At 76.3% G+C, this 15845-nt stretch carries 1 protein-coding gene; it reads left to right on the top strand.

The features are described 5' to 3' along the window. Position 1 precedes the first annotated feature (1 nt). Positions 2–15763, top strand: a complete 15762-nt coding sequence (locus OG852_RS03390; protein WP_443064641.1) for a type I polyketide synthase — start codon at positions 2–4, stop codon at positions 15761–15763. Positions 15764–15845: the final 82 nt, after the last annotated feature.

The following is a 15845-nucleotide window of genomic DNA, read 5'->3' as shown; positions in this document are numbered from 1 at the left end:
GATGGACGACAAGTACGTCGAGTACCTCAAGCGGTTGACCGCCGAACTGCGGCAGACGCGCCGGCAGTTGCGGGACGCGGAGGCACGCGACCGGGAGCCGGTCGCGATCGTGGCGATGAGCTGCCGCTACCCCGGCGGGGTGGACAGCCCGGAAGAGCTGTGGCGGCTCGTCGACGAGGGCGGGGACGCCATCTCCGGATTCCCCGCCGACCGCGGCTGGGACGTCGAGGCGGGCTACGACCCCGACCCCGACCACCCGGGCACCTTCTACGCGCTCGGCGGCGGCTTCCTGCACGAGGCGTCCCGCTTCGACGCGGACTTCTTCGGGATCTCGCCGCGCGAGGCGCTGGCGATGGACCCCCAGCAGCGGCTGCTGCTGGAGATCTCCTGGGAGGCGTTCGAGCGGGCCGGAATCGCCCCCGGCTCCGTGCGCGGCAGCAGCACCGGCGTCTTCGTCGGCGCGGCCACCTCCGGATACGGCGCCGGCGTGAGCGAGTTCCCCGAGGGGGTGCAGGGCCTGCTGCTCGCGGGCAACGCCACCTCGGTCGCCTCCGGCCGCATCGCCTACACCCTGGGGCTGGAAGGACCGACCGTCACCGTCGACACGGCCTGCTCCTCCTCGCTCGTCGCCCTGCACTGGGCGTGCCAGGCGCTGCGCCGCGGCGAGTGCGACCTCGCGCTCGCGGGCGGCGTGGCCGTGATGGCCACCCCCGCGATGTTCTACGAGTTCAGCCGCCAGCGCGGACTGGCCGCCGACGGCCGCTGCAAGGCCTTCTCCGACGACGCCGACGGCACCGGCTGGGCCGAGGGCGCGGGCATGCTGCTCGTGGAGCGGCTCTCCGACGCCCGTCGGCTCGGCCACCCGGTCCTGGCCGTGGTCCGCGGCACGGCGATCAACTCCGACGGCGCCTCCAACGGCCTCACCGCCCCCAACGGCCCCGCCCAGCAGCGGGTCATCCGCGCGGCCCTCGCCAACGCGGGACTCGCCCCCGCCGAGGTGGACGCCGTCGACGCGCACGGCACCGGCACCTCGCTCGGTGACCCCATCGAGGCCCAGGCCCTCCTCGCCACTTACGGCCAGGACCGCGAACAGCCGCTGTGGCTGGGCTCCTTGAAGTCGAACATCGGGCACACCCAGTCGGCCGCCGGCGTCGGCAGCATCATCAAAATGGTCGAGGCGATGCGGCACGGCGTGCTGCCGCGCACCCTGCACGTCTCCGAGCCGTCCCGGCACGTCGACTGGTCGGCCGGGGCCGTACGCCTGCTCACCGAGCCGGTCGACTGGCCGGAGGCGGGCCGCCCCCGCCGCGCCGGCGTGTCGTCGTTCGGCATCAGCGGCACCAACGCGCACGCCGTCATCGAGCAGGCCCCCGCGGCCGAACCGGCGGCACCCGAGGACCCCGCCGCGCAGCCGGCCGCTCCCGCCGCCGAGCCCCGCACGCTGCCCGTCGTGCCGTGGCCGGTGTCCGCGCGCAGCGAGGAGGCGGTACGGGCGCAGGCCGCCCGGCTCCTGGCCCGGCTGCGGGACCGGACCGAGCCGCCGCGCCCCCTGGACGTCGGCCACGCGCTCGCCACCACCCGGGCCGCCCTGGAGCACCGGGCGGTGGTCCTCGCCACCGACCACGACACCGCCGTACGGGAACTGGCCGCGCTCGCCGAGGGCTCCGCGGGCCCCGCGACCGTCCGGGGCCGCACCACGCGCGGCGCCACCGCCTTCCTGTTCGCCGGGCAGGGCTCCCAACGGCTCGGCATGGGCCGCGAACTGTACGAGGCCCACCCCGTCTTCGCCGCCGCGTTCGACGCGGTCGACGCGGAACTGCCCTTCGACCTGCGGCAGACCGTCTTCGGCGACGACGCGGACCGGCTCCACCGCACCGCATACGCGCAACCCGCCCTGTTCGCGCTCGAAGTCGCCCTCCACCGGCTGCTGGAGTCGTGGGGCGTCACCGCGAAGTTCCTGCTGGGCCACTCCGTCGGCGAGCTGGCGGCCGCCCATGTCGCCGGCGTGTGGTCCCTCGCGGACGCCTGCCGGCTGGTCGTGGCGCGCGGCCGTCTGATGCAGGCCCTGCCGGAGGGCGGCACGATGGCCGCGCTCCAGGCGACCGAGGAGGAGGTGCTGCCCCTGCTGAACGACCGGGTCGGCATCGCCGCCGTCAACGGCCCCCGCGCGGTGGTGATCTCCGGCGCGGCGGACGCCGTGGAGGAGGCGGCCGCGCACTTCCGCGCCCTGGACCGCAAGGTGACGGCCCTGCGGGTCAGCCACGCCTTCCACTCCCCGCTGATGGAGCCCATGCTCCAGGAGTTCCGCGAGGTCGCCGAGGCCCTCACCTACCATCCGCCCCGGCTGACGCTCGTCTCCGGCGTGACCGGCGAGATCGCCCGCCCGGCCGATCTGTGCTCGCCGGATTACTGGGTCCGGCACGTCCGTGAGCCGGTCCGGTTCGCCGACGGCATACGGCTGCTGGCCAAGCGCCGGGTGGCCCGCTGTGTCGAGCTGGGCCCCGACGGCACCCTCACCGCCCTCGCCCAGGACTGCTTCGAGAGCGACCCGCCGTTCGCCGTGCCCACCCTGCGCAAGGACCGGCCCGAGCCCGCCGCCGTGATGGCCGCGGTCGCCGGCGCCTTCGCCCACGGCGCACCGGTCGACTGGCCGGCCGTCTTCGCGGGGACCGGCGCCCGGAGCGTGGACCTGCCGACGTACGCCTTCCGCCGCGAACGGTACTGGCTGGAGCCCACCCCGCCCGGCACGGCGACCGCCGGCGACACCGGCGGCGGGGACGCGGGCTTCTGGACGGCCGTGGAGGACGAGGACATCGCCGCCCTCGCCGACACCCTGGACGTCGACGAAGGGCTCGTGCGTCCCCTCGTACCCGCCCTGTCGTCGTGGTGGCGGGGGCGGCGTGAGCTCGACCGGGTGGACCGGCTGCGCTACCGCGTCACCTGGCAGCCCCTCGACCCGACCGCCGGTGGCCCGCTCACCGGACGCTGGCTCGTCGTCGCCCCCGCCACGGCGGCCGACGGCTCCCCGGCGGCCACCGTGACCGAGGCGCTGCGGGCGGGCGGAGCCGAGCCCGTGCTGTGGGAGTACGCCCCCGACGAGGAGCGCGCCGCGCTGGCCGCCCGGCTCGCCGCCCTCGGCACCTTCACGGGCGTCCTCGCCCTGCCCGCCGACGAGGACCCCGCCGACGAAGCCCCCACCGGCGACGGGCAGCGGTCCCTGGCGGACGCGCTCCTGCGCACCGTACGGCTGGTGCAGGCGCTCGGCGACGCCGAGGTGACCGCACCGCTGTGGCTCGCCACCCGCGGCGCGGTGGCCACCGCACGCTCCGACGCCGCCCCCGAGCCGGCGCAGGCCGCGCTGTGGGGCCTGGGCCGGGTGGCCGCACTGGAGTCGGCCGGCCGGTGGGGCGGCCTCGTCGACCTGCCGCGGACCGTCGACCGGCGGGCCGCCGCCCGGCTCGCCTCGGTGCTGGCCCACCCCGGCGACGAGGACCAGCTCGCGGTCCGTGCCTCCGGAGTCTTCGTACGACGCCTGCTGCACGCCGACGACCCGGCCGCCCCGCAGCACGGCGGGAGCGGCTGGCAGCCCCGCGGCACCGTCCTGATCACCGGCGGGACCGGCGCGCTGGGCGCCCGGGTCGCCCGCTGGGCCGCCGAGCAGGGCGCGGAGCACCTCGTGCTGACCGGCCGCCGCGGTCCCGACGCCCCCGGTGCCGCCGAGCTGACGCACACGCTCACCGAGCTCGGCGCCCGCGTGACCGTCGAGGCCTGCGACGTCGCCGACCGTGCCGCCGTCGAGTCACTGCTCGCCCGGCACACCGTGGACGCCGTCGTCCACGCGGCCGGCGTCACCGACACCCGCCCGCTGCCCGACCTCGACGCCGACCGCCTGCGCTCCGTCCTCGCCGCCAAGGCGGACGGTGCCGCCCACCTCGACGCGGTGCTGCGCGCCCAGGGCGACCGCCCGCTCGACGCGTTCGTACTGTTCTCCTCCATCGCCGGCGTATGGGGCAGCGGAGGCCAGACCGCCTACGCCGCCGCCAACGCCTACCTCGACGGCCTGGCCGAACAGCGGCGCGCCCGCGGCGCCACCGCCACCTCCGTCGCCTGGGGCCCCTGGGCCGAGGGCGGCATGGCCGCGGAGGGAGACGCCGAGGAGTACCTGCGTCGACGCGGTCTCGCCGCCCTCGACCCCGACACCGCGCTCGCCGCGCTGCGCCGCGTCCTGCAGCAGGACGTCACCGGTCAGGTCGTCGCCGACGTCGACTGGTCCCGGTTCGCCCCCGGCTTCACCAGCACCCGCCCCAGCCCCCTGCTCACCGACCTGCCCGAGGCACGGGCCGCCCTGCGCGGCGGCCAGGTCCACACGGACGACGACGGAGCGGGCGCGGCCCTGCGCGCACGCCTGGCCGGCCGACCGGCCGCCGAACGCGTCCGCGCGCTCCTGGAACTGGTCCGCACCCACGCCGCCGCCGTCCTCGGCCACGCCGACGCGGGTCTGCTGGAGACCCGGCGTGCCTTCCGTGACTCCGGCTTCGACTCCCTCACCGCCGTCGAACTGCGCAATCGCCTCGCCACCGAGACCGGCCTGGCGCTGCCCGCCACGCTCGTCTTCGACCACCCCACCCCCGTCGACCTCGCCGCCTTCGTGCACGGCGAGCTGTTCGACGACTCCCGGACCGCGCACCCCGACGGCACGGCCGGCGCGGCACGCGGGGAGCGCGCGGCCGACGACCCGATCGTCATCGTCGGCATGGGCTGCCGCCTGCCCGGCGACGTGACCGGCCCGGACGACCTGTGGGAGCTGGTCGCCGCCGGACGGGACGCGATCACCGAGTTCCCCACCGACCGCGGCTGGGACCTCGACGCGCTCTACCACCCCGAACCGGGCCGACCCGGCACCAGCTACACCCGGCACGGCGGATTCCTCACCGGCGTCGGCGCCTTCGACCCCGCCTTCTTCGGCATCTCGCCGCGCGAGGCCGTCGCCATGGACCCGCAGCAGCGGCTGCTGCTGGAGACCTCGTGGGAGGCGCTGGAACGCGCCGCCATCGCCCCGGGCGCCCTGCGCGGCAGCCGCACCGGCGTGTTCATGGGCTCCAACGGCCAGGACTATCCCGCCCTGCTGCTCAGCACACCCGACGCCGGAGACGGCTACCTCGGCACCGGCAACGCCGCCGCCGTGGTCTCCGGCCGTATCGCCTACGTCCTCGGCCTCGAAGGACCGACCCTCACCGTCGACACGGCCTGCTCGTCCTCCCTCGTCGCCCTCCACCTCGCCGTGCAGTCGCTGCGGGCGGGCGAGTGCGACCTCGCGCTGGCCGGCGGCGTCACCGTCATGTCCACCCCGGGCGCCTTCCTGGAGTTCAGCCGCCAGCGCGGCCTCGCCGCGGACGGCCGCTGCAAGGCCTTCTCCGACGCCGCCGACGGCACCGGCTGGGCCGAGGGCGTGGGCGTGCTCGTCGTCGAGCGGCTCTCCGACGCCCGCCGCAACGGACATCCTGTACTCGCCGTGGTCGCCGGTTCCGCCGTCAACCAGGACGGCGCCTCCAACGGCCTCACCGCCCCCAACGGCCCCGCCCAGCAGCGCGTCATCCGCGCCGCCCTGGCCGACGCGGGCCTCGCCCCGGCCGAGGTCGACGCGGTGGAGGCGCACGGCACCGGTACGACACTGGGCGACCCCATCGAGGCCCAGGCCCTGCTCGCCGCCTACGGCCAGGACCGCGAACGGCCGCTGATGCTCGGTTCGTTGAAGTCCAACCTCGGCCACACCCAGGCCGCCGCCGGGGTCGCCGGCGTCATCAAGATGGTGCTGGCCATGCGGCACGGCCGGCTCCCGGCCACCCTGCACGCCGACACCCCCAGCACCCACGTCGACTGGTCGGCGGGCGCCGTGGAACTCCTCACCGAGACCACGCAGTGGCCCGGCGGCGACCGGCCGCGCCGCGCGGGAATCTCCGCGTTCGGCGTCTCCGGCACCAACGCCCATGTCATCGTCGAACAGCCCCGGGACGACGAGCCGTCGGGCGCCGACGCACAGCCGCACGAGACCGCGCCGAAGGGAACGGGGACGGGCGGCCCGCTGCCCTGGGTGATCTCCGGCGCCTCCGAGAACGCCCTGCGCGCACAGGCCGTACGACTCCTCGCCCACGCCGACGCCCGGCCCGGCCTCACCGCCGCGAGCCTCGGCCTCTCCCTCGCCACCACCCGTACCGCGCTCGACCACCGCGCCGTGATCCTGGGCGCCGACCGCGCGGAACTGGTCTCCGCGCTCACCTCCCTGACCCTGGGCGAGTCCGCCGCCGGCGTGGTCACCGGCCGCGCGCGGGCCGACGGCCGGACCGCGTTCCTCTTCGCGGGGCAGGGAGCGCAACGGCTCGGCATGGGGCGTGAGTCGTACGAGGCCCACCCTGTCTTCGCGGACGCCTTCGACGCCGTGTGCGCGCAGGTCGACGCGGAACTGCCGCGCCCGCTGCGGGAGATCGCCTTCGGCGACGACACCGAGCTGCTCGGCCGTACGGAGTTCACGCAGCCCGCCCTGTTCGCCCTCGAAGTGGCGCTGTTCCGGCTGCTGGAGTCGTGGGGTGTGCGCCCGGACGTCCTCGCCGGGCACTCGATCGGCGAGATCGCGGCCGCGCATGTGGCGGGGGTGTGGTCGCTGGCGGACGCGTGCCGTTTGGTGGTGGCGCGGGGCCGGCTGATGCAGGCCCTTCCCGCGGGCGGTGCGATGGTGGCGCTCCAGGCCACCGAGGACGAGGTGCTGCCGCTGCTCGGTGACGAGGTCGGGATCGCCGCGGTCAACGGCCCCCGGGCCGTCGTCGTCGCGGGTGCCTCGCAGGCCGTCGAGCAGATCGCCGCCCGCTTCCGCGCCCAGGACCGCAAGGTCACCGCGCTGCGGGTCAGCCACGCCTTCCACTCCCCGCTGATGGAGCCGATGCTCGCCGACTTCCGCGAGGTCGCTGAGAGCCTGACCTACGAGCCGCCCCACCTGCCCGTCGTCTCGACGGTCACCGGCGCGGCCGCCACGGCCGAGGAGTTGTGCTCCCCGGAGTACTGGGTCCGCCATGTCCGCCGGTCGGTCCGCTTCGCCGACGCGGTCGCCGCCCTGGAGGCCGAGGGCGTCACCCGGTTCCTGGAACTGGGCCCGGACGGCACCCTCACCGCCCTGGCCCACGGCGCGCTCACCGACGGCGAACCGGTCGCGGTCCCGGCCCTGCGCCCGGACCGCCCCGAGACCGCGACACTGCTCGCGGCCACCGCGACGCTCTTCGCCCACGGTGCCGACGTCGACTGGTCCGCGTTCTTCCCGGCCGAGCGCCCCGCCGAGCTGCCCACCTACGCCTTCCAGCACGGCCGCTACTGGCCGCGCCCGTCCGGCGGGCACCTCGGCGACCTCCGCTCGGCCGGTCTGTCCGCCGCCGGCCACCCGCTGCTCGGCGCCGCCGTCACCCTGGCGGACAGCGGAGCCGCGGTCTTCACCGGACGGCTCTCCGCCCAGCTCCAGCCGTGGCTGGCCGAACACGTGGTCTCCGGTTCCGTCCTGCTGCCCGGCACCGCCTTCCTGGAGCTCGCCCTCCACGCGGCCGACCGCGTCGGCTGCGGTCAGGTCGAGGAACTCACCCTGCGGACGCCGCTGGTGCTGCCCGCCCAAGGGGCCGCCCGGCTCCAGGTCACCGTCGGAGCCCCGGACGCCGTCGGACGCCGTGAGATCGGCGTGTACTCCCGCCCCGCGGCCGGCTCCGACAGCGACGGGCCCGACGACGAGCCGTGGACCCAGCACGCGAGCGGCACCCTGCTGCCCGACGCCGCCGTGCCGGCCCCGGACGCGGACGGGCGACCGCCCGCCGACGCCGCCGAGATCCCCACGGACTCCCTCTACGAGGGGCTGGCGCGGACCGGTCTGTCCTACGGCCCGCTCTTCCGCGGACTGACCTCCGTCCGGCGGAGCGGCGACGACCTGTTCGCCGAGGCGGTCCTGCCCGACGAGGCCGCCCCCGACGCCCGCCGCTACGGCGTCCACCCCGCCCTGCTGGACTCGGTGCTGCACGCCCTAGGAGCGGCCCCGACGCCGGGCGCCGCCGACGAGGAGGCGTCCGGCCCGGGCCTGCCCTTCTCGTGGACCGGCGTCACCCTGCACGCCACCGGTGCGTCACGGCTGCACGCCCGCCTGCGGGCCACCGGGAGCGGCTCGGTCGCCCTCGACCTGGCCGACCCCTCCGGCGCGCCCGTCGCCACCATCGGATCGCTCACCCTGCGCGCCCTCACGGCACCGGCCGCCGGGACCGCGCACACCCCGCACGCCGGGCTGCTGCACCGGGTCGACTGGACGCCGCTGCCGCTGGACGCGACCACGTCGGCCTCGACGACACCCCTGCCGTCGCCTCTCCCGGCAACTCTCCCGAGCACTCTGCCGACGACCGGCGTCGACGCCGGAGCGGACACGTTGGTGCGCGTGGCCTCCCCGGTCGGCGACAGCGCGGAGGCGGCGCACACGGCCACCGCCGAAGCGCTGGAACTGGTGCGTGCCTGGCTGACCGAGGAACGCTTCGAAGGCGCCCGGCTCGTGCTGGTCACCGAAGGGGCGGTCACGCTCGACGCGACGGCCCCCGATCCCGCCCTCGCCGCGGTGTGGGGTCTGGTGCGGGCGGCCCGGGCGGAGAACCCGGGGCGGTTCGCGCTGCTCGACGTGGACGGCGCCGACGCGTCATGGGAGATCGTCCCGGCCGCGCTCGCCTCCGGTGAGGCCGAGCTCGCCGTACGCGGCGGCACCCCGTTCACCCCCCGCCTGGGCCGGGCCACCGAGGGACGCGAACTCGCGCCTCCCGTCGGGGAGTCGGCCTGGCGGCTGGACATCGCGGAGCAGGGCACCCTGGAGGGCCTGGCGCTCCGGCCGGTCCCGGAGGCGGAAGCGGAACTGCCCCCCGGTCATGTCCGCATCGCGGTACGGGCCGCGGGCGTGAACTTCCGTGACGTGCTCAACGCGCTCGGCATGTACCCCGGCGACGCCAAGGACTTCGGTCTGGAGGGCGCCGGTGTGGTGACCGAGGTCGGCCCCGAGGTGTCGGGCCTGGCGGTCGGTGACCGGGTGATGGGACTGTTCTCCGGCTCGTTCGGGCCGGTGGCGGTGGCGGACGCCCGGACGGTGGCCCGGATCCCGGCCGGCTGGACGTTCGCACAGGCGGCGTCCGCGCCCCTGGTGTTCCTGACCGCGTACTACGCCCTCGACGACCTCGCAGGCCTGCGGGCCGGCGAGTCGGTGCTGGTGCACGCGGCGGCCGGCGGCGTGGGCATGGCCGCCCTGCAACTGGCGCGGCACCGCGGCGCCGAGGTGTTCGGCACGGCGAGCCCCGGCAAGTGGGACACCCTGCGCGCCCTCGGCCTGGACGACACGCACCTCGCCTCGTCCCGCGACACCGACTTCGAGACGGCCTTCCTCGCGGCCACCGACGGCCGGGGCGTGGACGTCGTACTGGACTCCCTCGCCGGGGAGTTCGTCGACGCCTCCCTGCGGCTGCTGCCCCATGGGGGCCGGTTCCTGGAGATGGGCAAGACCGACGTCCGGGACGCCGACGCGGTCGCCGCCGAGCACACGGGCGTGACCTACCGCGCCTTCGATCTGTGGGACGCCGGTCCGGAGCGGATCGGGCGGATGCTGTCCGACCTGGTCGACCTGTTCGAGTCGGGAGCGCTCCAGCCCCTACCGGTCACCTGCTGGGACGTACGACAGGCGCCGGACGCGTTCCGCCATCTGTCGCAGGCCCGGCACGTCGGCAAGGTGGTGCTGACCGTTCCCGCGCCGCTGGACCCGGAGGGGACCGTGCTGGTCACCGGTGGCACCGGCGGCCTGGGCGCGCTGGTGGCCCGGCACCTGGTCACCGAGCACGGGATCAGGCACCTGCTGCTGGCCGGCCGTCGAGGCCCCGAAGCTCCGGGCGCCCGCGAACTCGTCGCGGAACTGACGGACTTGGGGGCCGAGGTCGAGGTGGCGGCCCTGGACGTCACCGACGGCGACCGGCTCGCCGCCGCCCTCGCGGCCGTCCCCGCCGCGCATCCGCTGACCGGCGTGGTGCACGCGGCGGGTGTCCTGGACGACGGCGTGGTCGCCTCCCTCACCCCCGACCGCCTGGCGCACGTCCTGCGGCCCAAGACGGACGCGGTGGCGCACCTGCACGAGCTGACCCGTGACGCGGACCTGTCGGCGTTCGTGGTCTTCTCCTCGGTGGCCGGTACCTTCGGCGGCGCGGGCCAGGCCAACTACGCGGCCGCCAACGCCTTCCTGGACGCCTTCGCCACCACGCGCCGCTCCGCCGGCCTGCCCGCGACCGCCCTCGCCTGGGGCCCGTGGGCACCCGGCGCGGGCATGACCGCCGAGCTGAACGAGGCGGACCTGCGGCGCATGGCCCGCGGCGGCATGCGGCCGCTCACCGTCGAACAGGGCCTCGGTGCCCTCGACGCGGCCCTCGGGCGCACCGAGTCCGTCCTCGTGCCGATCGCGCTCGACCGGCGCGTGCTGCGCGACCGTCAGGCCGTCGCGGCGCTGCCGGCCATGCTCCGTGGCCTGGCCGTGGCCCCCGCACGGCGCACGGCGGCCACGGCGGACGCCGCCGGGGACAGCTTCCGGGCCCGGCTGGCGACCCTCGCACAGGCGGAGCGGGAGACGGCGGTCCTGGACCTCGTACGCGTCCAGACGGCCCTGGTGCTCGGGCACTCCGGCCCGGACACCGTCGAGGCCACCCGGGACTTCCGCGGCCTCGGCATCGACTCGCTGACCGCCGTGGAACTGCGCAACCGCCTGAACGCGGCGACCGGACTGCGGCTGCCCGCGACCCTGGTGTTCGACTATCCGTCGCCACAGGCGCTCGCGCGCCACGTCGGCACCGAGCTCCTCGACACCCGGCCCCCGGCCGCGACCGGCACCACGGCCACGGCCGGCCGGGCCGCCGACACGGCCGACGACGACGCGCGGATCGCGATCGTGGGCATCGGCTGCCGGTTCCCCGGCGGGGTGCGCGGCCCGGAGGACTTCTGGCGGCTGCTCGCCGACGGCGTCGACGCGATCGGCGCGCCGCCCGCCGACCGCGGCTGGCACGCGGAGGGCGTCGAGGGCGGATTCCTGTACGACGCCGCCGAGTTCGACGCGGACTTCTTCGGGATCTCGCCGCGCGAGGCCCTGGCGATGGACCCGCAACAGCGGCTGCTGCTGGAGATCTCCTGGGAGGCGCTGGAGCGGGCCGCGATCGACCCGCGCGGCCTGCACGGCTCCCGCACCGGCGTGTTCGTCGGCACGAACTACCAGGGCTACGGCTCGGCCGCGCACGACGTCCCCGAGGACGCGCAGGGACAGCTCCTGACCGGGCACGCCGCGAGCGTGGCCTCCGGCCGCGTCGCCTATGTGCTGGGCCTGGAAGGCCCGGCGGTCACCGTGGACACCGCCTGCTCGTCCTCCCTGGTGGCACTGCACTGGGCGGCCCAGTCGCTGCGGTCCGGCGAGTGCGATCTGGCGCTCGCGGGCGGCGTGACGGTGATGGCGACACCCGGCGCCTTCGCCGAGTTCGACCGACAGGGCGGGCTCGCCGGCGACCACCGCTGCAAGGCCTTCTCGGACGACGCCGACGGCACCGGATGGGGCGAAGGCGCCGGCATCCTGCTGCTGGAGCGCCTCTCCGACGCCCGCCGCAACGGCCACCCGGTACTCGCCGTGGTCCGGGGCAGCGCCGTCAACTCGGACGGCGCGAGCAACGGACTCACCGCGCCCAACGGCCCCTCCCAGCAGCGCGTCATCCGCGCCGCGCTGGCAGCCGGCGGGCTCACCCCCGCCGACGTCGACGCGGTGGAGGCGCACGGCACCGGCACGAAACTCGGCGACCCGATCGAGGCCCAGGCCCTGCTCGCCACCTACGGCCAGGACCGCGAACAGCCCCTGTGGCTGGGGTCGGTGAAGTCCAACATCGGACACACCCAGGCCGCCGCCGGAGTCGCCGGCGTCATCAAGACGGTCCTGGCCATGCGGCACGGGACACTGCCGCGCACCCTGCACCTCACCCGCCCCACCAGCCACGTCGACTGGACGGCCGGACGCATCGAACTGCTCGCCGAATCCGTGCCCTGGCCGCGTCCGGGACGCCCGCGGCGCGCCGCCGTCTCGTCGTTCGGCATCAGCGGCACCAACGCCCACGTCGTCCTGGAGGAGGGCGAGCAGCGGCAGACCGACGCCGAGCCGCACCCCGGGGGACCGGTCGCCTGGCCACTGAGCGGACGATCGGCCACCGCCCTGCGCGGGCAGGCCGAGCGGCTGCGCGCCCGGCTGACCGCCGACCCGGAGCCCGGCCCCGCCGACGTCGCGCACTCCCTGGCCACCGGCCGCGCGCTCTTCGAGCACCGGGCCGTGGTGGTCGCCGAGGACCGCACGGAACTCCTGACCGCGCTGGCCGCGCTCGGCCGCGGGGAGGACACCGCCGCGGTGGTGCGCGGGCGCACCGGACCAAGGGGCCGCACCGCGTTCCTGTTCAGCGGGCAGGGCTCGCAGCGGCCCGGCATGGGCCAAGAACTCCTCGACCGGTTCCCGGTGTACGCCGAGGCCTTCCACCGCGTCTGCGACGCGTTCGCCCCGCACCTCGACGTGCCGCTGGCCGACGTCGTCCTCGCGCCCGAGGGCACGGAGCCGGCCGGGCTGCTGGACCGCACCGCCTACACCCAGCCCGCCCTGTTCGCCGTCCATGTGGCGCTGTACGAACTGGTGCGCTCGTGGGGGGTCGCGCCCGACGCGCTGATGGGGCACTCCATCGGCGAACTGTCCGCCGCGCACGTCTCCGGAGTGCTGTCCCTGCCCGACGCGTGCGCCCTGGTCGCGGCGCGCGGCCGGCTGATGGAGGCGCTGCCCGAGGGCGGCGCGATGGCCGCCGTACAGGCGTCCGAGGACGAGGTGGCCCCGCTGCTCGCCGGACGCGACCGGCACATCGCGGTCGCCGCCGTCAACGGGCCCACGGCCGTGGTGGTCTCCGGCGACGAGGACGCCGTGTCGGACATGGCCGACCATTTCGCCGCGCTGGGCCGAAAGACTAGGCGTTTGCGGGTCAGCCATGCGTTTCACTCAGCGCATATGGACGCGATGCTTGCGGAGTTCGAAGAGGTCGCGCGCGGCGTGCGCTACGACACGCCCGCGATCCCGGTCATCTCCAATGTGACGGGCGACCGGGCCACCGAGGCCGAACTGACCTCACCCGGACACTGGGTGCGGCATGTGCGGCAGACCGTGCGCTTCGCGGACGGCGTACGCCGCCTGAGCGAGGACGGCGTCGGCACGTTCGTGGAACTCGGCCCGGACGGCTCGCTGACCGCGATGACCCTCGACACCCTGGCGGAATCCGCCCCCCACGGTCCGCAGGAGCCGGCCGGGTCCGTCGTCGCCGTCCCCGTCCTGCGCCGGGGCCGGCCCGAGCCGGTCGCCGCCCTGCTCGCCGCCGCGACCCTGCACGTGCACGGCCTCGCCGCCGCGCCCACCGGACTGACCGGACCGGCCCGCACGGTGGAGCTGCCCACGTACGCCTTCCAGCGCGACCGCTACTGGCTGGCGGCGGCCAGGCCCACCGGCCCCGCGACACCGGGCGACGGCGGCCGCGTCGACGACGAGTTCTGGGCCGCCGTCGAGCGCGGTGACCTCGGCGAGCTGACCGACCGCCCCGACCTCGGCGAGGACACCCCGCTCAGCGAACTCCTGCCCGCGCTGTCGTCCTGGCGGCGCCGCCGCCAGGAACGGTCCGCGCTCGACTCCTCGGCCTACACGGTGGTCTGGCGTCCGGTGCCGGACGGCCCGCCACCGGTGCTGTCGGGCACCTGGCTGCTGGCCGTGCCCGCCTCCCTGGCCGACGACCCCTGGACGGCCGCGCTCGCCGAGGGCCTGACCGCGCACGGCGCGCACATCGCGCGGCTCCCCGTGGACTGCGCCCTCACCGACCGGGCCGCGCTCGTCGAGGACCTGCGCAAGCTCCCCGAACCGGAAGCCGTACAAGGCGTGTTGTCCCTGCTGGCCCTCGACGAGGAGCCCGCGGCCACCGCCGACCACGCGGCCACCCCCGCCGGTCTGGCCGCGCTGCTCGCACTGACCCAGGCGCTCGGCGACCTGGAGATCGGCGCCCCGCTGTGGGCCGCCACCGTCGGCGCCGTCGCCGCCACCGACCGGGAGAGCGTCACCGCGCCCACCCAGGCCGCCACCTGGGGCCTGGGCCGGGTCGCCGCGCTGGAACAGCCGCAACGCTGGGGCGGTCTCGTCGACCTCCCCGCCGACCTCGACGGGCGGACCGCGCAACGGCTCGCCGCCCTGCTCTCGGGCGGCACGGGCGAGGACCAGACCGCCGTACGGGCCGCCGGCGTCCTCGCCCGCCGCCTCGTGCACGCCCGCCCGTCCGACGCCCCCACCCCCGAGTGGAGCTGCGCGGGCGAGACCGTCCTGATCACCGGCGGAACCGGAGCGCTCGGCGCCCGGGTCGCCCGGCGGCTCGCCGAACGCGGTGCCCGCCACCTGGTGCTGGTCGGCCGCCGCGGCCCGGGCGCCGACGGCGCCGACGAACTGCGCGCCGACCTGGCGGCGCGGGGCGCGCGGGTGACACTGGCCGCCTGCGACACCGCCGACCCCGACGCCCTGGCCGCCCTGCTGGCCGCACACCCGGTCGACGCCGTGGTGCACGCCGCCGGGGTCCTGGACGACGGACTCCTGCACTCCCTCACCCCCGAGCGACTGGAGGCGGTGCTGCGGCCCAAGCTGGCCGCCGCCCGCAACCTCGACCGGCTCACCCGCGACCGCGACCTGTCGGCGTTCGTCCTGTTCTCCTCCTTCGCCGGCACGGTCGGCTCGGCGGGCCAGGGCAACTACGCCGCCGCCAACGCCTACCTCGACGCGCTCGCCGCCCGGCGCCGCGCCGACGGTCTGCCCGCCACCTCCGTGGCGTGGGGCCCGTGGGCCGGCGGCGGCATGGCGGCCGGCGGCCCCGAGGCCGAGGCACGACTGCGGGGCGGCGGCGTCGTGCCGCTCGACCCGGACACCGCGCTCGCCGCTCTCGACCGGGCCGTCGCCCGCCAGGACGCCGCGCTGACCGTCGCCGAACTCACCTGGGACCGCTTCGTCCCCGGCTTCACCGCCGTACGGTCCGCCCCGCTGCTCGCCGAACTGCCCGAGGCCCGGGCCCTGGCACGGCAGACGCAGGACGGGGACGGCGGGACGGATCCGGACAGCGGCGCACTGCGCACCCGACTCGCCGGCCTCCCCGAGGCCGCACAGGAACGGCTGCTGGTCCAGCTGGTCCGCGGCCACGTCGCCACCGTCCTCGGGCACGCCTCCGCCGAGGCCGTCGACGCCGAGCGCGCCTTCAGCGAACTCGGGTTCGACTCGCTGATGGCGGTGGAACTGCGCAACCGGCTCGGCGTCGCGGCCGGGCTCCAACTGCCCGCCACCCTCCTGTTCGACCAGCCCACACCCCGCGTCCTCGCCCGCCACCTGCGATCGCTGACCGTGGCCGACAGCGGCGCGACGCCCGCGCTGGACGCCCTCGACCAACTGGAGGCCGCGCTCGACGGGCTCGCCGAGGACGACACCCGGCGCGCCCGGATCGCCTCCCGCCTGCTGGCGCTCGCCTCCCGCTGGAACGGCCAGGGCGAACCCTCCGCCGAGCGGACGGACGACGACGGCGGCGACCTCCAGGACCGGATCGAGTCCGCGGGCGCCGAGGAGATCTTCGCCCTCATCGACAACGACCTGGGCATCTCATGACCGGCACCACGACCACGGCCACCGCCATGACCGACACGACCTTCCAGCTGGGGGAGTACGCGTGAACGAGCAGGACAAGCTC

This window comes from Streptomyces sp. NBC_00582 (assembly GCF_036345155.1).
Classification (GTDB): domain Bacteria; phylum Actinomycetota; class Actinomycetes; order Streptomycetales; family Streptomycetaceae; genus Streptomyces.
The sequence above is the reverse complement of the archived record's forward strand: the minus strand, read 5'-3'. Positions and strand labels throughout refer to the sequence as shown.

Bases quoted from the DNA above. Each gene is read 5' to 3' on its own strand.
- OG852_RS03390 (WP_443064641.1), top strand. From the start codon at position 2: ATGGACGACAAGTACGTCGAGTACCTCAAGCGGTTGACCGCCGAACTG.